Source organism: Halomonas sp. A11-A (assembly GCF_003182195.1).
Lineage (GTDB): Bacteria > Pseudomonadota > Gammaproteobacteria > Pseudomonadales > Halomonadaceae > Halomonas > Halomonas alkalicola.
The window spans coordinates 1-20,625 of sequence record NZ_QGTM01000027.1 but is presented as its reverse complement, the minus strand read 5'-3'; the positions used below and the strand labels follow the sequence as shown (position 1 = coordinate 20,625).

18 protein-coding genes are annotated in these 20,625 nt (G+C 68.1%); all 18 read left to right on the top strand.

What is annotated here, in order from left to right; translation table 11 throughout:
* Positions 1–52 precede the first annotated feature (52 nt).
* Positions 53–1,681 (top strand): methyl-accepting chemotaxis protein, encoded by a 1,629-nt coding sequence (locus DER72_RS13840; protein ID WP_110070569.1) that lies wholly within the window; start codon positions 53–55, stop codon positions 1,679–1,681.
* Positions 1,682–1,800: 119 nt separating this feature from the next.
* Positions 1,801–3,180: a methyl-accepting chemotaxis protein gene (locus DER72_RS13835; protein ID WP_309064168.1), complete on the top strand. Its 1,380-nt coding sequence runs from the start codon at positions 1,801–1,803 to the stop codon at positions 3,178–3,180.
* 82 nt (positions 3,181–3,262) lie between these two features.
* Positions 3,263–5,425, top strand: coding sequence for a PAS domain-containing methyl-accepting chemotaxis protein (locus DER72_RS13830; protein WP_110070567.1), 2,163 nt, complete (start codon positions 3,263–3,265; stop codon positions 5,423–5,425).
* Positions 5,422–6,327: a CheR family methyltransferase gene (locus tag DER72_RS13825; RefSeq protein WP_110070566.1), complete on the top strand. Its 906-nt coding sequence runs from the start codon at positions 5,422–5,424 to the stop codon at positions 6,325–6,327. Before DER72_RS13830 ends, DER72_RS13825 begins: the two co-directional genes overlap by 4 nt.
* Before the next feature lie 87 nt (positions 6,328–6,414).
* Positions 6,415–7,476 (top strand): chemotaxis response regulator protein-glutamate methylesterase, encoded by a 1,062-nt coding sequence (locus DER72_RS13820; RefSeq protein WP_110070565.1) that lies wholly within the window; start codon positions 6,415–6,417, stop codon positions 7,474–7,476.
* Between the two features lie 77 nt (positions 7,477–7,553).
* Positions 7,554–9,254 (top strand): methyl-accepting chemotaxis protein, encoded by a 1,701-nt coding sequence (locus tag DER72_RS13815; protein ID WP_110070564.1) that lies wholly within the window; start codon positions 7,554–7,556, stop codon positions 9,252–9,254.
* Positions 9,255–9,348: 94 nt separating this feature from the next.
* Positions 9,349–9,738: a chemotaxis response regulator CheY gene (cheY, locus tag DER72_RS13810; RefSeq protein WP_110070563.1), complete on the top strand. Its 390-nt coding sequence runs from the start codon at positions 9,349–9,351 to the stop codon at positions 9,736–9,738.
* Positions 9,739–9,775: 37 nt separating this feature from the next.
* On the top strand, positions 9,776–10,447 hold the full coding sequence (cheZ, locus tag DER72_RS13805; RefSeq protein ID WP_110070562.1) for a protein phosphatase CheZ: 672 nt from the start codon (positions 9,776–9,778) through the stop codon (positions 10,445–10,447).
* 150 nt (positions 10,448–10,597) lie between these two features.
* On the top strand, positions 10,598–11,755 hold the full coding sequence (gene flhB / locus DER72_RS13800; RefSeq protein ID WP_110070561.1) for a flagellar biosynthesis protein FlhB: 1,158 nt from the start codon (positions 10,598–10,600) through the stop codon (positions 11,753–11,755).
* Positions 11,752–13,839, top strand: coding sequence for a flagellar biosynthesis protein FlhA (gene flhA, locus DER72_RS13795; RefSeq protein ID WP_110070560.1), 2,088 nt, complete (start codon positions 11,752–11,754; stop codon positions 13,837–13,839). The genes flhB and flhA overlap by 4 nt, the downstream gene beginning before the upstream one ends.
* A gap of 19 nt (positions 13,840–13,858) precedes the next feature.
* Positions 13,859–16,009, top strand: coding sequence for a flagellar biosynthesis protein FlhF (gene flhF / locus DER72_RS13790; protein WP_110070559.1), 2,151 nt, complete (start codon positions 13,859–13,861; stop codon positions 16,007–16,009).
* A gap of 7 nt (positions 16,010–16,016) precedes the next feature.
* A complete protein-coding gene (locus DER72_RS13785; protein WP_146209066.1) occupies positions 16,017–16,559 on the top strand; it encodes a hypothetical protein in 543 nt (180 codons plus the stop codon).
* Positions 16,556–16,966, top strand: a complete 411-nt coding sequence (locus tag DER72_RS13780; RefSeq protein WP_110070557.1) for a flagellar protein FlhE — start codon at positions 16,556–16,558, stop codon at positions 16,964–16,966. Before DER72_RS13785 ends, DER72_RS13780 begins: the two co-directional genes overlap by 4 nt.
* A 15-nt stretch (positions 16,967–16,981) precedes the next feature.
* A complete protein-coding gene (locus tag DER72_RS13775) occupies positions 16,982–17,686 on the top strand; it encodes an RNA polymerase sigma factor FliA (protein WP_110070556.1) in 705 nt (234 codons plus the stop codon).
* Positions 17,687–17,876: 190 nt separating this feature from the next.
* Positions 17,877–18,692: a motility protein A gene (locus tag DER72_RS13770; RefSeq protein ID WP_110070555.1), complete on the top strand. Its 816-nt coding sequence runs from the start codon at positions 17,877–17,879 to the stop codon at positions 18,690–18,692.
* Positions 18,685–19,383 (top strand): OmpA family protein, encoded by a 699-nt coding sequence (locus DER72_RS13765; protein WP_110070554.1) that lies wholly within the window; start codon positions 18,685–18,687, stop codon positions 19,381–19,383. Before DER72_RS13770 ends, DER72_RS13765 begins: the two co-directional genes overlap by 8 nt.
* A gap of 172 nt (positions 19,384–19,555) precedes the next feature.
* Complete coding sequence (locus tag DER72_RS13760; protein WP_110070553.1) at positions 19,556–20,518, top strand: IS1595 family transposase; 963 nt, start codon at positions 19,556–19,558, stop codon at positions 20,516–20,518.
* A 26-nt stretch (positions 20,519–20,544) separates the two neighbouring features.
* A partial coding sequence (locus DER72_RS16675; RefSeq protein ID WP_146209067.1) for a helix-turn-helix domain-containing protein occupies positions 20,545–20,625 on the top strand: 81 nt, incomplete at its 3' end.

The window sequence follows — 20,625 nt, the reverse complement described above, 5'->3', positions numbered from 1 at the left end:
TACCCGGGCCGCCGCGGCGAGAACATCAATAACAAGCACGATCGAGGGAAATATGCAGGGACTGTCGACGACGAGAAAGCTCTGGGCACTACTGGGGGTGATCTGGCTGGCCATGCTGCTGCTGGTCGGCTGGGGGGCCTGGGAGACTCGCCAGACCATGCTGGCCGAGCGCAAGGGGGCCCTGGGCGACTATGTCGATATGGCCATGAACGCCGTGGCCGGCCAGGCCGAGCGCGTCGCCGCCGGCGAGCTCGATGAGGCCGAGGCCAGGGCCCTGGCGGCCGCGATGGTGCGCGACATGACCTACGACCAGGGTCGCGGTTATATCTATGTCTTCAACGAGGCCTATGAGCTGCTGGCGCATCCGCGCCTGCCGGTGGGGACCTTCGTCGGTGACTTCCAGAACGAGGAGGGGCGCTACCTGTTCCGCGAGTTCATGGAGTCGGTGCACCAGGGTGACGGCTTCGTCGACTATCTGTGGATCCACGAGGAGGAGGGCGGCCTGGCCGAGAAGTCCTCCTTCCACGGCTACTACGCCCCCTGGGGCTGGGTGATCGGCACCGGGGTCTATATCGACGACATCGACGCGGCCTTCCTGGGCTCCCTGATCAGCAACCTGCTGTCGCTGCTGGCGGTGGGCCTGCCGCTGACCCTGCTGATGGGCCTGGTGATCCGCGATATCTCCCGGCGCCTGGGCGGCGATCCCCGCTATGCGGCCGAGGTGGTGCGCCATATCGCCGACGGCGACCTGACCCGCGACGTCCGGCTCACCCGTGCCGAGGGTGAGAGCCTGCTGCACGACATCGATCGGATGCGGGCCAACCTGGCGGCCACCATCGGTGACATCCATCGCAGCGCCGACGAGCTGGGGCAGGCGGTGGACGAGCTCAGTGCCGGCAATGACGAACTGGCCACCCGCACCGAGCAGCAGGCGGCCTCCCTGGCCGAGACCGCCTCGAGCATGGAGCAGCTCACCGCCACGGTGCGGCAGAACGCCGAGCACAGCGACCAGGCTCGCGAGCTCGCCGGCAGCTCGGCCAGCAGCGCCGAGCGGGGCCGGGCGGCGATGAGCAGCGTGGAGGCCTCCATGGCGGCGATCAAGGAGAGCGCCAGCCAGATGATCACCATCGTCGACACCATCGATGCCATCGCCTTCCAGACCAATATTCTGGCGCTGAATGCCTCCGTGGAGGCGGCTCGCGCCGGCGAGCACGGCCGCGGATTCGCCGTGGTGGCCGAGGAGGTGCGCAAGCTCGCCAGCCGCAGCGCCGAGGCCGCCCGGGAGGTCAAGGGGCTCATCGAGACCTCCGGTACCCAGGTGGCAGAGGGCAGCCGGCGGGTGGAGGAGGCCGGGGGCATCATCGCCGGTATTGCCTGCGAGATCGCAGAGCTCAGCACCCTGGTCGGCGAGATCTCCGCGGCCTCCCGGGAGCAGAGCCTCGGCATCGAGCAGGTCAACGAGGCGGTCTCCCAGATGGATCGCATGACCCAGCAGAACTCGGGCCTGGTCGAGGAGCACACACTGGCCTCCCAGCGCCTGGCGGCCCAGAGCCACCGCCTGCGCGAGCACGTGCGGCGCTTCCGCACCGGTGCCGAGCGCCACCGAGCGGTGTTGGAAGAGCCCGCGCCGCTGGTGGAGGCGCCCGCTCGCCCTCGCCCGCTGGCGCTGGCCGAGAGCTGAGACGACAACATCCCGACGCCCCCGGGCGCCAGGGGAGGAGAGCCGGCCGACAGCTGCCGTCCCTCCCGGAACCGGATGGGGCGATCTCGCCCCGGCCGCAGCAGAGAGAGGGTGGCAGTGTGAAACGAGTGATAAAGCGAATCTTTGACAACATGACGGTGCGCCTGAGCTGGTTCCTGGTGCTGGGCACCTTCTTCGCCCTGATCCTGGTGCTCAGCGGCCTGGGGCTCTACCTGCTGGCGGTATCCAGCGCGGCCATGACCGACCTGGCGGCCCAGGCCGGCGACGCCGGTGCCCATCACCTGCAGACCTTCGCCGCGCTTTCCGACACCCTGCGCCTGGCCATCCTCGGCGTGCTGGCCGTCGCAGTGCTGACCACCCTGGTGGTGGTCTGGGGCGTCACAGTCAACGTGCTGCGACCGCTGTCGCGGGTGGTGATGCATTTCGACACCATGGCCAAGGGGGATCTCTCGGCGCCCATCGAGCACCTGGGCAACAACGAGATCGGGCGTCTCTACGGCGCCCTGGAGGCGCTGCAGACCAGCCTGGGCAGAACGGTGGGGGCCGTGCGCCATGGCAGCGATGCGATCCACCAGGGCTCCCAGCACATCGCCAGCGGCAACCAGGACCTGTCGGCGCGCACCGAGGAGCAGGCGGCCGCCCTGCAGGAGACTGCCGCCAGCATGGAGCAGCTCGCCTCGACGGTGAAGCAGAACGCCGACAATGCGCGCCACGCCAGCCAGCTGGCCGAGGATGCCTCGCGCACCGCCGGCAATGGCGGCCAGGTGGTCGACGAGGTGGTCGCCACCATGCACGAGATCCGCGAGAGCTCCCACCGGGTCAGCGACATCATCAAGGTGATCGACTCCATCGCCTTCCAGACCAACATCCTGGCCCTCAACGCCTCGGTGGAGGCCGCCCGGGCCGGCGAGCAGGGGCGCGGCTTTGCGGTGGTGGCCGGCGAGGTGCGCAACCTGGCCCAGCGTTCCGCCGATGCCTCTCGCCAGATTCGTGAATTGATCGAGGTCTCGGTGGCCAGGGTGGAGGCCGGCAGCGAGCGCGCCGACCGCGCCGGCAGCACCATGGGCGACATCGTGGCGGCGGTGCAGAAGGTCAGCGACATCATGGACGAGATCGCCGCGGCCTCTGCCGAGCAGAGCAGTGGCATCGATCAGGTCAACCTGGCGGTGGCGCAGATGGATGAGGTCACCCAGCAGAACGCCGCCCTGGTGCAGCAGGCGGCCGCCGTCGCGCACCAGGTGGAGTCCCAGGCAGAGCGCCTGAGCCAGGCCGTGGCCGGCTTTCGGCTGGACGGCAAGAGCGCCGAGATGCCCCCCTCCGACGCGGCCGCTGCCGACGGGGCGGAATCCGCAGGCGACGCCGGCCATGATCCCACCCTGGCCCGCTGGATGCCGGCGCTGATGCCGTCTCCGGCCGGGCGCGACCCCCAGACGAAGACGCGCGGACACGCCAGCGATCAGGAGTGGGAATCCTTCTGACCCTGACGGCACCCCCGTCCACCTATACCGATAACCAGAAGAGCGGTAGCTGCACACCGCTAACCGCCTCGGAGAGCACAGCATGCGCGACAACCAGCCAGTGACTGGACGGGAATACGAGCTCCAGGACGAGCACTTCCTGATCTCGCGGACCGACCTCAAGGGACGCATCACCTACGCCAACCCGGCCTTCATCGAGGTCAGTGGATATCGCCACGAGGAGCTGATCGGCTCGCCCCACAACCTGGTGCGCCACCCTGACATGCCGCCCGAGGCCTTCGCCAACCTGTGGGAGACCCTGGCGGCGGGGGAGAGCTGGCGCGGCCTGGTCAAGAACCGGCGCAAGAACGGCGACCACTACTGGGTGGATGCCAGCGTGACCCCGATCATCGAGGATGGCGAGGTGATGGGCTACGCCTCGGTACGGGTCAAGGCCGACCGCGAGCAGATCGAGCGGGCGGAGCTCGCCTACGCCAGCATTCGCGAAGGCAAGGGGCGCCACCTCTATCTGCACAGGGGGCGGCTGCGCCGGCGCGGCGTACTCGGCGCGCTGCGGCGCCTGAACCTTAGCACCGTGCGCGCCCGCATCAGCCTGATGGTCGTCGTGGCGTCATTGATGCTGCTGGTCAGCGGCGGGCTTGGGCTCTATGGCCTGCAGGTCTCGGGGGAGAGGCTCGCCGAGCTCAACCGGGACGGCCTTGAGGACGTGGTGCGCCTGCAGCAGGTCGGGCAGCTGGTCAACGAGCTGCCGCAGCGCATGGGCAGCCAGGAGCGCATGGCGCTGCTTGGCCAGCGCCACGAGCTGGCCGAGCAGATCGAGGCGACCGTTGCGCGCGTCGAGGGAATCTGGGCCGATTTCATGGCCCGCGAGATCAACCAGGCCCCCGAGACCCGAGACTTCGGCGCCGACCTGACCGCCTACCTGCAGGAGGGGCTGCTGCCCCTGGCCAACGCCCTGACCGGCGAGGCCTTCGACGCCATGATGGCGCTGAACAATCAGGTCACCCCGCTCCAGGAGCAGGCGGTGGCGCTGACCGCCAGCGTCAACCAGCTGATCGAGCGCGAACGCCGCGGTGCGGCGGCGATGGCGGCCGCCGCCGAGGCGGGGCAGCGTGCCATGCTGCTCGCCCAGGGCGGCGTGCTCGGCGCGGCCCTACTGCTGCTGATCGCGCTGGGCATGATGACCCTGCGCGCCGTGACGCGCCCGCTGGATCGGGCCATCGGCTTCACCCTGCAGATCGCCTCGGGCAACCTGGCGGCCAGTGTGCCTCAGCACGGCCGCGATGAGGTGGGCCGCCTGCTGGGCGCCCTGGACGTGATGCGCAAGAGCCTCGGCAGCATCGTGGGCGACGTGCATGCGGGTATTCAGGTGGTGACGCCGGCCGCGCGGGATATCGCCGTGGGCAACGACGAGCTCTCCACCCGCATCGAGCAGCAGGCGGCGTCGCTGCAGCAGACCGCCTCCAGCATGGAAGAGATGACCGCCACGGTGCAGCAGAACACCGATAACGCCCGCCAGGCCAGCGGCCTGGCGACCGAGAATGCCGAGCGGGTCCGTGAGACCGGCGAGCTGATGCACCAGGTGGTGGAGACCATGGGGCGCATTACCGAGAGCTCCCGCAAGATGGCCGAGATCATCGACGTGATCGACTCCATCGCCTTCCAGACCAATATCCTGGCACTGAACGCCTCGGTGGAGGCCGCTCGCGCCGGCGAACAGGGGCGTGGCTTTGCGGTCGTGGCCAATGAGGTGCGCAACCTGGCCGGGCGTTCCGCCGCTGCCGCGAAGGAGATCCGGACCCTGATCGACGGGGCCGGCAAGGAGATCCAGACCGGGGCCGTGGTGGTGCAGCGCGCCGAGGGCGCCATCGAGGGGGTGGTGGCGGCCTCCACCCGCGTCAACGACATCATGGGCGAGATCTCGGCCGCCTCCCAGGAGCAGAGCGGTGGCATCCGCCAGATCAACCAGGCGGTTGCCGAGATGGACCATGTCACCCAGCAGAATGCCGAGCGGGTGCAGGCCATGGCCCGGGCGGCCCTGGATCTGGAGCGTCAGGCCGAGCAGCTGGTCATCGCCGTGACCGCCTTCCGCGCGCGCGGCGCCGGCAAGGAGCGCGCCCCGAGCCTGGCCGAGCGGCGCGGGCCGGCGGCACCGAGTGAGCGCGCACCCACACAGCAGAAGGCACTGCCGCCCGCCGTTGGCAACAATCGCCCGTCCGATGTCGAGGAGTGGGAAGCATTTTGAGCGAGTCAAGGGAGCCGGCATCCTTCTCCGCCGGCAACTGGGGCAGTGGAAGCCCCCTCGAGCGTGACCTGGTGCTCACCGACGAGGACTTCGCGCGTATCCGTCAGCTGATCTACCAGCGGGCGGGGATCGTGCTGGCCGAGCACAAGCGCGAGATGGTCTACAGCCGCCTCGCCAAGCGGCTGCGTCATCATGGCCTGACGCGCTTCAGCGACTACCTGGCGCGCCTGGAGCGCCAGCCGGATGCCCGAGAGTGGGAGGCCTTCACCAATGCCCTGACCACCAACCTCACCGCCTTCTTCCGCGAGTCGCACCACTTCCCGCTGCTCGCCGAGCATGTCCGTGCTCGCCCCGGGCCGATCCGTGTGTGGAGTGCCGCGGCCTCCACCGGCGAGGAGCCCTACTCCATCGCCATGACCCTGTGTGAGGCGCTGGGTAGCCGCGCGGGCGACGCCAGGGTGGTGGCGACGGACATCGACACCGAGGCGCTGGCCCGGGCCGAGGCGGGGATCTACCCCCTGGAGCAGGTGCACAAGCTGGAGGCCGAGCGCATGCGCCGCTTCTTCCAGCGGGGCACCGGCCGGCAGGCAGGCCTGGCGCGGGTCAGGCCGGAGCTGCGCGCCATGGTCGAGTTCTTGCCGCTCAACCTGCTGGCGCCGAGCTGGCCGGTCAGCGGTCCCTTCGATGCGATCTTCTGTCGTAACGTGATGATCTACTTCGACAAGGCGACCCAGGCCAGGATACTGGAGCGCTTCGCGCCGCTGCTGAAGCCGGACGGCCTGCTGTTTGCCGGCCACTCCGAGAACTTCTCCTACATCACGCGCACCCTGCGGCTGCGCGGCCAGACCGTCTACACCCTGGCCCCGGACGCCGCGGGCGGCAGGCCGACGCCTGGCCGCTAAAGTCCGCCGGCCGCCGGCCGATATCCCTTTCAAGGACCTCTTGCTGCCTGACCCGGGCGGCGAGCCACCTGCTACAGGAGAGCCCTCTTGAGTGCCGCCACGATCAAGGTGCTTTGCGTTGACGACTCAGCGCTGATCCGCGACCTGCTCAGCGAGATCATCAACAGCCAGCCCGACATGGCGGTGGTGGCGGTGGCGCCGGACCCGTTGGTGGCCAGGGATCTGATCAAGCGCCACAACCCCGACGTGCTGACCCTCGACGTCGAGATGCCGCGAATGGATGGCATCGACTTCCTGGAGCGGCTGATGCGCCTACGGCCGATGCCGGTGTTGATGGTCTCGTCGCTGACCCAGTCCGGCTCCGAGGTCACCCTTCGGGCGCTCGAGCTTGGCGCGCTGGATTTCGTCGCCAAGCCGTCGCTCGGCATCCGCAGCGGCATGCTCGAGTACGCCGAGGAGATCGCCGAGAAGATCCGCGCCGCGGCACGCTCGCGGCCGCGGCGCGCCGCTTCGCGCAACGAGGCGCCGCCCCAGCGCCTGACGGCGCCTTTGATGTCGAGCGAGAAGCTCTTGATCATCGGCGCCTCCACCGGGGGCACCGAGGCGATCCGCCGCGTGCTGGAGCCGCTGCCTGCCAACAGCCCGGCCATCATGATTGCCCAGCACATGCCCGGCGGCTTCACTCGCTCCTTCGCCGAGCGCCTAGACCGGCTCTGCCAGATCAGCGTCAAGGAGGCCGAGGACGGCGAGCGGGTGCTGCCCGGACACGCTTATATCGCCCCGGGAGACGCCCACCTGAAGCTGGCGCGCAGCGGGGCCAACTATGTGGCCAGGCTCGATCAGGGGCCTCCCGTGAACCGCCATCGCCCCTCGGTCGACGTGCTGTTTCGCTCGGCGGCGGAGCAGGCCGGCCGCAATGCGGTCGGGGTGCTGCTCACCGGCATGGGCAAGGACGGGGCGGCGGGCCTCGTCGAGATGCGCCAGGCCGGTGCGCCCACCATCGCCCAGGATGAGGCGAGCTGCGTGGTCTTCGGCATGCCGCGGGAGGCGATCACCCTGGGCGGTGCCTCGGAGGTGCTTCCCCTCGAGGAGATAGCGCCACGCCTGCTGGCGCTGGTGGCCTCTTCCGGCCGGGCCCAGCGCGTCTAGCGCCATCACCACGACAGCGACTCCCGCAAGATGCATGGCCCTCGACAATAATGACGTCCACAGAAGGAAGCCTCGAGATGGTTCGTTTCATTCGTAATATCAGCATCCATACGGCCATGGTGGCCGTGCTGGCCTGCTTCGTGGCCTTCATCGGGGTGATCGCCGGCCTGGCGGTGATAGTCGAGCGCAATGCCGGCGCCACCCTGCAGCTGCTCAATCGGATCAGTGCCGAGCAGCTTAACGAAATCAACCGCGGCGATGCGCTGCTGAACGTGGGACGCAACCACCTCGAGATTGCCGCCAACCTGATCATGATCGGCCGGATGGGGGAGGCCAACGGCCACCTCGAGAGCGCCCTGGATCACCTCGCCCGCGCCGAACAACGCTTCCAGGCGTTCGTGGCGACCCCCAAGACGAACGAGGGTGCTCCCTTGGCAGCGCGAGTCGAGGAGCAGTTCACGGCGGTGCTCGATCTGCTGCGACAGCAGCACACTGCGCTCGACCAGCTCGACACCACTACCTTCAATCGCCTGCGCGAGGAGCTCGAGGCCCCGGCCGAGGCGCTCGGCGTTGCCATGACCGATTTCGTGGCCTACGGCTTTGCCCGTGCCGACGGGGTGGTGGCGGATTTTCGTGACCAGGCCCGGCAGTTCGGGTGGGTCGGTTTGGGCCTGCTGGTGCTGATCGGCCTGCTGGTGGCGGCGATCTATGCGGGCCTGCGCTCTGTTGTCATTCGCCCGCTGGGCGCGGCCGTGCATCATCTCGAGCGCATCGCCCAGGCGGACCTCTCGGCCACCATTGAGGTGAAGGGGCGCAACGAGGTGGGCCGACTGTTCGCCGCCATGCGCGAGATGCAGCAGGGGCTGGCACAGGTAGTGGGCGAAGTGCGCCAGGGCAGCAGCTCGATCCACCTCGGAGCCCGGGAGATCGCCTCCGGCAATGCGGACCTGTCCTCGCGCACCGAGCAGCAGGCGGCCTCGCTGGAGGAGACCGCGGCCAGCATGGAGCAGTTGACCGCCACGGTGAAGCAGAACGCCGACAACGCCCGCCAGGCCAGCGGTCTGGCCCTTGAGGCCTCCACCACCGCCGAGCGCGGTGGCGAGGTGGTCGATCGCGTGGTCAAGACCATGCACGGGATCTCGGACAGTTCACGCAAGATTGCCGATATTACCGGTGTCATCGACTCCATCGCCTTCCAGACCAATATTCTGGCGCTCAACGCCTCGGTGGAAGCGGCACGGGCGGGGGAGCAGGGCCGCGGCTTTGCGGTGGTGGCCGGCGAGGTACGCAACCTGGCCAGCCGAAGTGCCGAGGCGGCCAAGGAGATCAAGACGCTCATCGAGAGCTCGGTGGCTCAGGTGCAGGCGGGTTCGAGCCTGGCCGAGAACGCCGGGGAGACCATGGACGAGGTGGTCCAGGCGGTACGCCGGGTCACTGATATCATGGACGAGATCTCGGCGGCCTCCCAGGAGCAGAGCGACGGCATCGAGCAGGTGAGCCAGGCGGTGGGCCAGATGGACCAGGTGACCCAGCAGAACGCCGCCCTGGTGCAGCAGGCCTCGGCGGCCGCCTCCTCCCTGGAGGAGCAGGCGGAGCGCCTCGAGCAGGCCGTGGCGCGCTTCCGCCTGGCCGGCGAGGCCGCGCGGGTCGCGAGCGAGCCGGCCCCGGAGGCACCCACCCTGTCCGCGCCTGAGGCACCGGCGGGCCTGCCGGCACCGAGCCGCCGGCACAGCGCGCAGCGGGCCGAATCCGCCGAGGAAGAGTGGCAGGAGTTCTGATTCGGCTGCCGCCTGTCGGGCGGCATGCTCGGCCCGGCCGGCCATCTCGCCGGGCCATACCTTCAACGAGAACATCGCGAATCGAGGTAGTGCAATGGCAGACAAGAACATGAGCATCCTTGTGGTGGACGACTTTCCCACCATGCGCCGGATCGTGCGCAGCCTGCTCAAGGAGCTCGGTTTCACCAACGTGGAGGAGGCCGAGGACGGCCAGGATGCGCTCAACAAGCTGCGCGCCGGCGGCTTCCAGTTCGTGGTCTCGGACTGGAACATGCCCAACCTGGACGGGCTGGAGATGCTCAAGCAGATCCGCGCCGATGCCGCGCTCAAGGAGCTGCCGGTACTGATGGTGACCGCCGAAGCCAAGAAGGAGAACATCATCGCGGCCGCTCAGGCCGGCGCCAACGGCTACGTGGTCAAGCCGTTCACCGCGGCGACCCTCGAAGAGAAGCTCAACAAGATCTTCGAGAAGCTGGGCATGTGATCACCAGGCCCTGCGGCCGACGCGAGGAGAGTAGAGCATGAGCACCCAAGACCCGAGCCAGGCGCCAGCCTCCGCCAGCAGCGATGACCTGGTACAGCGCATCGGCCAGTTGACTCGCATGCTGCGCGAAAGCATGCGCGAGCTCGGCCTGGACAAGGAGATCGAGAAGGCCGCCGAGGCGATCCCCGACGCCCGTGATCGCCTGAGCTATGTGGCCACCATGACCGAGCAGGCGGCGGAGCGGGCGCTCAACGCCATCGATCGCGCTCAGCCGATTCAGGACGCCCTGGGCGAGAAGGCCGCGGCGCTGGATAGGCGCTGGGCCGGGTGGTTCGCCGAGCCCAAGGGGCTGGACGAGGCCCGCGAGCTGGTCACCGACACCCGCGCCTACCTGGCCGAGGTGCCCGAGCAGACCGGCGCGACCAGCAAGGAGCTGCTCGAGATCATGATGGCCCAGGACTTCCAGGACCTGACCGGCCAGGTGATCAAGAAGATGATGGACGTCATCCGCGAGATCGAGAGCCAACTTGTCCAGGTGCTGATCGACAGCGTGCCCGAGGGCGAGCGCCGCGACGACATGCAGCGCCGTGCCGACGAGTCGCGGCGCGATACCGGCCTGCTCAATGGCCCTCAGGTCAATGCCGGGGGCGATGATGTGGTCAGCAACCAGGACCAGGTCGATGACCTGCTGGAGCAGCTCGGCTTCTGAGGGCTGAGAGCCGAACGCCGAACGCAAGCCCCCGAGGGCTGATGGTCGCGAACGAATAGCTCGCGATTATCGGCCCTTATTCGCGTATCACCCCTTTCCTCGACTCTCCACAATGGCCAGGGTCCGCAAGACTGTCCCCGATGAGTGGCCATGGCCGAGCAGAGCAGCGATCAGGAAAAGACCGAACCGGCAACGCCACGGCGGTTGGAGAAGGCCCGCGAAGAGGGCCAGGTCGCCCGTTCCCGAGAGCTGACCACCTTCATGCTGCTGCTGGGCGGCGTGGTGGGGCTGTGGAGCATGGGCTCGCTGCTCTATGACCAGCTGGGCCTGGTGATGGAGCAGGCCTTCCTCTTCGAGCGCCGCCATGCGCTGGAGACCACCCCGATGCTCAGTCACGCCCTGGAGCTGGGGCGGCGCACCCTGATGGCGATGCTGCCGCTTTTCCTGCTGCTCGCCGTGGTGGCCCTGGTGGCGCCGGCGCTGCTGGGCGGCTGGCTGATCTCGGCCAAGTCGCTCAAGCCCCAGCTCTCCAAGCTCAACCCCTTCAAGGGCCTCAAGCGGATGTTCGGGGTCCAGGCCCTGGTGGAGCTGGCCAAGGCGATCGCCAAGTCGCTGCTGGTTGGCAGCGTGGCCATCGCCTTCCTGTGGGCCAACCGCGGCACCTACATGAGCCTGATGGATCAGCCGGTGCAGCTGGCCCTGGCCCATGCGCTGCAGCTGGCGGCGCTGGCCTGCGGCCTGATCGTGCTGGCCCTGTTGGTGGTGATCCTGATCGACGTGCCCTATCAGCTGTGGAGTCATGCCAAGAAGATGCGCATGAGCAAGGAGGAGCTCAAACGTGAGCACAAGGAGTCCGAGGGTGACCCCCATATCAAGGCGCGTATTCGTCAGCAGCAGCAGGCCATGGCTCGCGGCCGCATGATGAGCAAGGTGCCGGAGGCCGACGTGATCATCACCAACCCGACCCACTATGCCGTGGCCCTGCGCTACGACGAGACCGGCATGGCCGCGCCTCGGGTCATCGCCAAGGGTACCGAGCTCGTGGCCGGCCGCATCCGCGAGCTGGGCGACAAGCACGGCGTGCCGCGCCTGGAGGCGCCGCCCCTGGCGCGCGCCCTCTATTACCACGTGGACCTCGATGCCGAGATTCCCGAGGCGCTCTATACCGCCGTGGCGGAGGTGATGGCCTGGGCCTTCCGCCTCAAGCGGGTCGCGGAGGAGGGCGGCGAGGCCCCGCCGCTCCCCGAAGCGCTGCCCGTTCCGGAGGCGCTGGATGTGCCGCCGGGCACTGCAGGAGCTGATGCATGAAGGCCGTGAGCGAATACCTCGGCGGACAGTGGGCCAGCGGTTCCCAGATGAAACTGCTGGCCGGCCCGCTGCTGATCCTCTTCGTGATGGCGATGCTGATCCTGCCGCTGCCGCCCATCGCGCTGGATCTCTTCTTCACCTTCAATATCGCGCTGGCGGTGATGGTGCTGCTGGTCAGCATGTTCACCCAGAAGCCGCTGGACTTCGCCGCCTTCCCGGCGGTGCTGCTGTTCACCACCCTGCTGCGGCTGTCGCTGAACGTCGCCTCCACCCGGGTGATCCTGATGGAGGGGCACCAGGGCGGCGACTCCGCCGGCAAGGTGATCGAGGCCTTCGGCCAGTTCCTGGTGGGGGGTAACTTCGCCGTGGGTCTGGTAGTGTTCCTGATCCTGATCGTCATCAACTTCATGGTCATCACCAAGGGCGCCGGGCGGATCGCCGAGGTGGGTGCGCGCTTCATGCTCGACGCCATGCCCGGCAAGCAGATGGCCATCGACGCCGACCTCAACGCCGGCCTGATCGGCGAGGAGGATGCCCGCAAGCGCCGCGCCGAGGTGGCCCAGGAAGCCGACTTCTACGGCTCCATGGACGGCGCCAGCAAGTTCGTGCGCGGCGACGCCATGGCGGGCCTGGTTATCATGGTGGTCAACGTCATCGGCGGCCTGCTGATCGGCATGCTGCAGCACGGCATGGGCTTCGGCGATGCCGCGCGCACCTATACGCTGATGACCATCGGCGATGGCCTGGTGGCCCAGATCCCGGCGCTGGTGATCTCCACCGCGGCGGGCGTGACGGTCTCCCGGGTCAGCACCGACAAGGGCGAGGACGTCGGCCAGCAGATGCTCGGCCAGCTCTTTACCAACCCCCAGGTGATGATCCTGGCGGCGGTGGTGATGGGGCTTCTGGGCATGGTGCCCGGCATGCCCAACTTTGTCTTTCTGCTCTTCACCGGGCTGCTCGGCGGCCTGGCCTGGGCGCTGATCCGCAATGCGAAGCGGCAGGAGGTCAAGGAGGCGCTCGCCGAGAGCGAGCTGCCCCCGGCCCCCGAGGCCCCCGAGGCGAGTTGGGACGATGTCCAGCTGGTCGACACCCTCGGGCTCGAGGTGGGCCACCGGCTGATCCCGCTGGTGGACCAGCGCCAGGAGGGAGAGCTGCTCAGCCGCATCAAGGGGGTGCGCAAGAAGTTTGCCCAGGAGGTGGGGTTCCTGCCGCCGGTGGTCCACATCCGCGACAACCTGGAGCTCGGGCCCTCCACCTATGTGATCACCCTGAAGGGGGCGGAGATCGGTCGCGCCGAGGCCTTCCCCGGCAAGTGGCTGGCCATCGACCCCGGCCAGGTCTCCGGCGAGCTTGCCGGCACCCCCACCACCGACCCGGCCTTCGGGCTGCCGGCGGTGTGGATCGAGGCTTCCCAACGTGAGCACGCCCAGGTCTACGGCTACACCGTGGTGGACGCCAGCACCGTGGTGGCCACTCACCTCAACCACCTGATGCACCGCCACGCCGGTGAGATACTGGGCCGCGGCGAGGTGCAGAAGCTGCTCGACCGCCTGGGCGAGGAGCAGAAGTCGCTGGTCGAGGAGGTGGTGCCCAAGCTGGTATCTCTGACCATGTTCCAGCGCCTCCTGCAGAACTTGCTGGAGGAGGAGGTCTCGATTCGCGACCTGCGCACCATCCTGGATACCCTCGCCGAGCACGCCGGCCAGCAGGCCGATGTCGAGGAGCTGACCGCGCGGGTCCGCATCGGGCTTGGCCGCAGCATCGTCCAGCAGTGGTTCGGGGCCGAGCCTGAGCTCCGCGTCATCGGGCTGGAGGCGCAGCTCGAGCAGGTGCTGATGCAGGCGATGAACGGCAACGGCGCCCTGGAGCCCGGCCTCGCCGATACCCTGATGGCCCAGACGGAGCAGGCGCTGGGGCGTCAGGAGGCCAGCGGCGAGCCGCCGGTGCTGGTGGTGCAGCATAGCCTGCGCCCGGTGCTGGCCCGTTTCCTGCGCCGCCGGCTGCGCCACCTGGCGGTGCTCTCCCAGGCGGAGATCCCCGACGACCGCACCCTGCGCGTGACGCAGCTGGTGGGAGGACGCTGAGATAAGAGGCAGTTGAATCATGAGTGTGATGCGATTCACCGGCACCACCAGCCGCGAGGCGATGCGCCAGGTACGGGCCGCCCTGGGCGACGAGGCGCTGATCCTGGCCAACCGGCACACCGAGCAGGGCGTCGAGATCCTCGCCATGGCCGAAACGGGGGGAGCCGAGCCGGCCGTGGCCAGGCCGCGGCCTGTCGAGGCGCCGCCCCTTGTACCGACGCCGACGCCCGTCGCCCCGGAGGCGACCAGGGGGAGGGAGGAGGAGACCTTCCAGGCCATGAGTGCGCGTCTGCTGGCGGAGATGCAGGAGATGCGCAGCCTGCTGACCGTCCAGCGCGCCGAGGCGTCGCCCTCACCCCGGCAGCGGCTCATGCAGTGGCTGCTCGAGGCGGGGTTTTCGCGTGCGGTCGGCGAGGAGGTGCTGGAGGGGCTGCCGGAGTGCCTGGCGCCCGACGATGAGGCGACCTGGCTGGTGAATCGCCTGGCCGCGCGCCTGCTGGTCGAGGAGGACGAGCTGGCGCTGCTGGACCGCGGCGGCATCGTGGCCCTGGTGGGCCCCACCGGGGTCGGCAAGACCACTACCGCGGCCAAGCTCGCCGCCCGCTTCGTGATGCGCCACGGCCCGGACGCCGTGGCGCTGGTCTCCACCGACGGGTTTCGTATCGGCGCCCATGAGCAGCTGCGGATCTACGCCGAGCTGCTGGGCGTTCCCATGCATGGCCTCGATCTTGACCAGCCCCTGGAGACCCTGCACTTGGCGCTGGCCGACAGGCGCTTCGTGATCGTCGACACCGTGGGCATGAGCCAACGCGACCGGCGGGTCATCGACCAGCTGGCGAGGCTCAAGGGGGACACGCCAGTGCGCCCGCTGCTGGTGCTCAATGCCGTCAGCCAGCCGGAGGCGCTGGAGGAGGTGATCATCAACTACCGTCAGGCGGCCCGCGCCGCGGGCATGGCGCTGGATGACTGCCTGATCAGCAAGCACGATGAGGCGGGGCGCCTGGGACCGCTGCTCGACGCCCTGATGCGCCATGGGCTGCGTCTGCGGCTGGTGGCCCAGGGCCAGCGCGTCCCCGAGGACCTGGTGGTTATGGATGCCGCCACCCTGGTCAGCCAGGCGCTGGATGTGCGCAGCACGTCGATTCGCCCGGAGCCACCGGCCGCCGCCGCGCTGCTGCTGGGCCAGGGGCGTCGCGTCGCCACGCTGCTCTCGACCCTGCGCGAGCGGGTGCCGGGCTTTGCCGACCTGGCGCGGGTCTGGCAGCTGGCCGGAGTGCCGCCAGCGCTGCAGTCCGAGCGACTCGCGTCGCTGCTGGGGCAGGCCCGGCTGCCCGGTGGCAGCCGGGTCTGGATGCCGCGTACCCGCGTGCGTAACGAGGCCTGGTCGCAGCCCGATCTGGCCCTGGATGCCGCGGGGCAGTGGTCGGCCCTGCCGGTGCCGCAGCACCTGGCGCCCGCCGGGGAGCTGGAGCGACTGGTGGCGGCCGAGGAGGCCGGCCCGCTCGGCGCACACCTGCTGGCCGGGCTGCCCGGCCTCGAGGCCCGTACCTGGCTGGCCGAGCAGCAGCGGGACTGGATCGCCCAGGTGCGCGGCACCCAGCGAGTCGTGGTCGACGGCGAGCGTCAGCCGCTGGCTGCCCTGGCCGCTGTGATGTCGCCGCGGCAGCCGCGTGCGCTGCGCTGGCGGGGGCGCGAGGCACAGTTGGCGCTTAAGTCCTGTACGGTGGGCCTGGGGCGAGGGGAGACGGAGCCGCTGCGGGCCTGGGCGGGCGAGCTGGTGGATGCCTACAGCGGTCGCGTGCTGAAGCGTGGCTACTGGCTGTCGCCGGCGACCCTGCGCGGGCGCGCCGTCCCCCTGCTGGTGACCCAGCTCCTCGCGGAGGCGCTGCCGGCCCTGACGCGGCGCGCCACTCGCCGGCTCGTCGAGGCGGACCCGGCCATGGCCCCGGCGCTGCGCCTCACCCTGGCCGCCGGCCTGGCGAGCGTCGCCACCCGGCTCGAGGCGAGCGACGAGGCCTGGGTGCTCTCCCTGCGGGGTGAGCTCCTGGCGCTGCTGGCCGGCAGGAAGCGGGGCAGCGCCGAGACACTGCTCGAGGCGCTGCTGCAGCTCTGCCTCGCCCGCGAGGCGCTGCGCGAACTGGGAACCGTCGGGCTTGAGGGGCTGCACTGATATGACGATGGATCAAGCCTCAGGGCTTCGGCACTGGGCATCACGGCAGGAGCGGGACCTGGTCGGCTGTCCGACCCATGTGGCCGAAGCGTTGATCGCCCTGGCCGGGCAAGTGCCCGCGGCGAGCCGGGTGGCAGTGGCTCGCCGGGAGCCGCCGGCCGCACAGCTTGCGACTTCGACGGCCACCCTGCTGATCGTCGGCCTGCCGGCGCCCCAGCTGGAGCGCGCGCGGGAGCCGCTGGCCCACTGGCACGGCCAGGGGCGCCGCTGGGTCGGTGACCCGCGGCGCTGGCAGCTGGTGCCCGTGTCGGCAGACAGCCCCCACCTGCCGCTGCTGGCGGCCCAGCAGCCGCGCTGGGCACTCTGGGTAGAGGCCGACGCCGAGAGCTTTCGGCGGGCCTGGCGGCTGCTGCTGGCCCTGGCGGAGGGCGGTGGCCCGGGCAGGCTGCTGCTGCTGCATCCGCCGGGCCTCCGTCGCCCCGGCCTGCTCGACAACCTGCAGCAGGCCGCTGCCCACTACCTGGGCGTCGAACTGGTGGTGCTGGCATGAGCCGGCTGCGGGGGAGTTGGCTGGCCCTGGCCATGTTGACGCTGGCCATGCTGACGCTGGCCTCGCCGGTGTCGGCGGCAGGTAGCTGGGTCGGCCAGGCCGGGCCGGTCAGGGCGGTGCTGGCAGAGCGCAGCATGGCAAGCGCCACGATGCCACCACCGCCGGCCGTGACGGCAGGCGTCATCGAAGAGGTGAGCTGGCGCTACGGGGTGCCGGCCGGCCAGGTCGTGGTGGGCTGGCTCTGCCATCCGGGCGGCTGTGCGGAGCTTGCCTCGAGCGCCGGCAGCAGTCGGGCGCTGGCAGGGTTGCCCGCGACGGTCCCCCTGCACTTCCGGTTCGCCCTGGCACCGGGCCAGCGGACGGCGGTTCGGGTCAGCGACCTTCAGGTCATCGTCAACTATCGGTAGGGCAAGGCGAACGAGATGTATACCGCCAAGGGAAAGATCCAACAGAACGAGCTGCTGACCGAGTACCTGCCTCTGGTCAGGCGCCAGGCGCTGGCGCTGCAGGTGCGGCTGCCGGCCAGCATCGAACTCGATGACCTGATCCAGGCCGGTACGGTGGGGCTGCTGGAGGCGCTGAGCCGCTTCGATGCGGGGCAGGGGGCGAGCTTTGCCACCTTTGCCAGTCAGCGTATCCGGGGGGCGATGCTCGACGAGCTGCGCAGCCGTGACTGGCTGCCGCGCAGCGTGAGACGCAACGCTCGGGCGGTGGATGAGGCCGTCAGGCGCCTGGAACAGCGCTTCGCCAGGCCCGCGGAGGAGCACGAGATCGCCGCCGAGCTCGGGATGGAACTCGGCGACTATCGGCAGCTGTTGAGCGACACCAACTGCGGCCAGCTGCTGCCCTTCGAGGAGCTGGTGGCCGAGGGGCACGAGCAGGGGTTCGACAGCCCCCAGCGCAGCACCCCCTTCGCCGAACTGGTGGAGCATGAGCAACGCGAGCGCCTGGTGGAGGCCATCGCTGCGCTGCCGGAGCGCGAGCAGCTGCTGATGGCGCTCTACTATCAGGAGGAGCTGAACCTCAAGGAGATCGGGGCAGTGCTGGGGGTGACCGAGTCACGGGTGTGCCAGCTCCACAGCCAGGCGGTGAGTCGCCTGCGAGCCCGACTGCGCGATCAGGGCTGACGCCCCCGGGGCCGTGCCACATATAGGCCCGGGGCAGCCGTTCGCTGGCAGAATATCACTGCGCTAAGCGCATCGCGCCGCTAACGCCCGCTGCCGCTAACGCCCGCTAAAGAAAGGGCCGCAGTGGCCGATAAGCCCCAGTGTCCCTTCCCGCCACTGTGACCTTTTCTCACCCGGCAAGGAGCCGTGCATGAATCCCTCGACGCTTATCGGCATCTTCGCCAGCTGCGTGCTGCTGGCCAGCGTCCTGTTGTTCACGGCGGAGTCGCCGCAGAGCTTCCTGAACCTGCCGGGGCTGGCCATCGTGCTGGCCGGTACCATGGCGGCCACCTTCATCAGCTATCCCCTCAAGGAGGTGGTGCGGGTGGTGCGGCTGGTGGGGATCGTCTTTCGGCGCGAGAACACTTATACCCGCGACGACATCAAGGAGCTGGTGGACATGTCTCGGCTCTGGTTCAAGGGGGACGTGCGCGCCGTGGAGGCGGCCCTGGAGCATACCCGCAACCCCTTCCTGCGCACGGGTATCCAACTGGTCATCGCTAACACCAAGCCGGATGAGATCTATGACCTGCTGAGCTGGCGCATTGCCCGCCTGCGGGCGCGCGAGCAGGCCGAGGCGCAGATCTTCCGTACCATGGCAACCTATGCCCCCGCCTTCGGCATGATCGGCACCCTGGTCGGGCTGGTGAACATGCTGGAGGTCATGGAAGCCGGCGATCTGCATGTGATCGGCTCGCGCATGGCGGTGGCCCTGCTGACCACCTTCTACGGCATCCTGCTGGCCAACCTGGTGTTCAAGCCCATCGCGGTGAAGCTCGAGCGGCGCACCGAGGAGCGGCTCATCGCCATGAACATGGTGCTCGAGGGGATCTCCCTGATCACCAAGCGCCGCCTGCCCTCCTTCATCGAGGAGACCCTTAACTCCTTCGTGGCCAACTACCGCGACGAGATCCGCGAGCCCGGCAAGCCGCGGCCGCGCGACGGTGAGGCGGACCAGAGTGCTTGATCGCAACGTCAGGGAGGTACTGGCGCCCGGCGGCGCGGGGGAGGGCGACGGGGAGGCCTGGCTGGTCAGCTATCTTGACGTGCTGACGCTGCTGATCACGCTGTTCGTGCTGCTGCTCTCCATGGCGGGCAATGGCCTGGCGGTGAGCGGCAGCCAGCACGGTGGCGAGTCGACAAGACAGATCTCGCCGGTGGCGCAGTCGGCCGCGATTGCCGTGGCGGGAGGGCTGGGTCCCCTGGCAACCGGCGTTCAGCCACGCCATGATGGGCTGCAGCCGCGCTTTCAGGGGCTGGAAATCGAGGGGGTCAGCGTCGATCAAAGCGCCCAGGGCATCACCCTGCGCATTGATGACAAGCTGCTCTTCGCCAGCGGCCAGGCCGAGCTGATCGAGGGCGCGGACCAGGTGCTGCAGCGCCTGGTGGAGCTGATCCAGGAGTTCGACGGCGATGTCTCGGTGGAGGGGCACACTGACAACATTCCCATCTCCACGGCACGCTTTCCCTCCAACTGGGAGCTGTCCACCGCGAGGGCTATCTCGGTGCTGCGCTATCTGGCCGAGGCGGGCGTCGAGGAGGCGCGACTGCGTGCGGTCGGCTACGCGGAGACCCGGCCCCTGGAGAGCAATGCGACCGCCGAGGGACGCGCGGCCAACCGGCGGGTGGAGCTGCTGCTTCACCAGCAGCCACGCTGACATGACCAAAAAGCGCGACAAGCCTCGGCACTTCAGGCCGAGGAAGGATAGCGCGGGCGCCTCAGGCGCCCTATACTACTGGATATAAATGGCTATGTTGGTATCTGCTGTTGGCGTGCTTTAAAAATACTGTATATACTACTGTATATCCAGTATTTCTCTGGAGCACGCCATGAAACAAACAGATCTCAAGGTCCTCGAAAAGACATTGGCAAGCCTGCCTACCCATATCAAGAAATACTTGGTAGATCAGATGCTTGGGCAAATCAACTCCCAAGCGAATACCCTGCTCGACACCGCGAGAACTCACCTTCCCTGTCCCCATTGTGGCACTGAAGAGCCTACCAAATGGGGTCGCGCCGGTGGCCTGCAGCGATATCGCTGCAGGAATCCCGACTGTCGCAAGACATTCAATGCTCTAACCGGCACGCCCTTGGCCAAACTGCAGCACCGCGATAAGTGGTTCAACTACCTGCGCTGCATGCGAGACAGTCTGACGTTGCGCGTCTCGGCGGCCCGAGTAGGTATCGATTTGAAGACGTCTTTCCGCTGGAGACATCGCTTCCTAAAAACAAGCGCTGAAGAAAACGCTAACCCACTATCCGGCATCATCGAGGTAGACGAAACCTTCTTCCTGGAGTCCTGTAAAGGGAAGCGAAATATCACTCACCGGAAACCCAGAAAGCGTGGAGGGCAAGGTAAAAAGAGTAAAAAAGCGGATAGGATTCCGGTACTTATTGCACGTGATCGCAATGGGAAGCTCAGTGAGCTAGTGGATCCGACACTTCAAAAGTCGACTGTCCACGAATTTCTGTCACCGATTATCGACCGCGACTCAATTTTATGCTCTGACGGACACAGTTGGTATAAAACTTTCTCTGCTGACCATGGCATTGCCCATCATCGACTTATCACACTCGATAACCAGCGCGTGCTCGGCAAGGAATATCACATTCAGAACGTGAACGGCTACATGAGCCGATTGAAGGGTTGGATGTCGCGTTTCCACGGGGTGGGGACTGCGTACTTATCCAATTACCTGGCATGGCGACGGTTGTTTGAAACCGCGAGGCCAACCGAGGAAGCGTGGTTTCGCATAGCGATAGGCAAAGACCAACAACAGATACCAACATAGCCATATAAATACAGCTTCGGGTCACTATGCAACGCCTCCAAGCCTTCAAATACGAACTGATGCCCAACGGCGAGCAGGTGCGGAAAATGCGCCAGTTTGCCGGCATG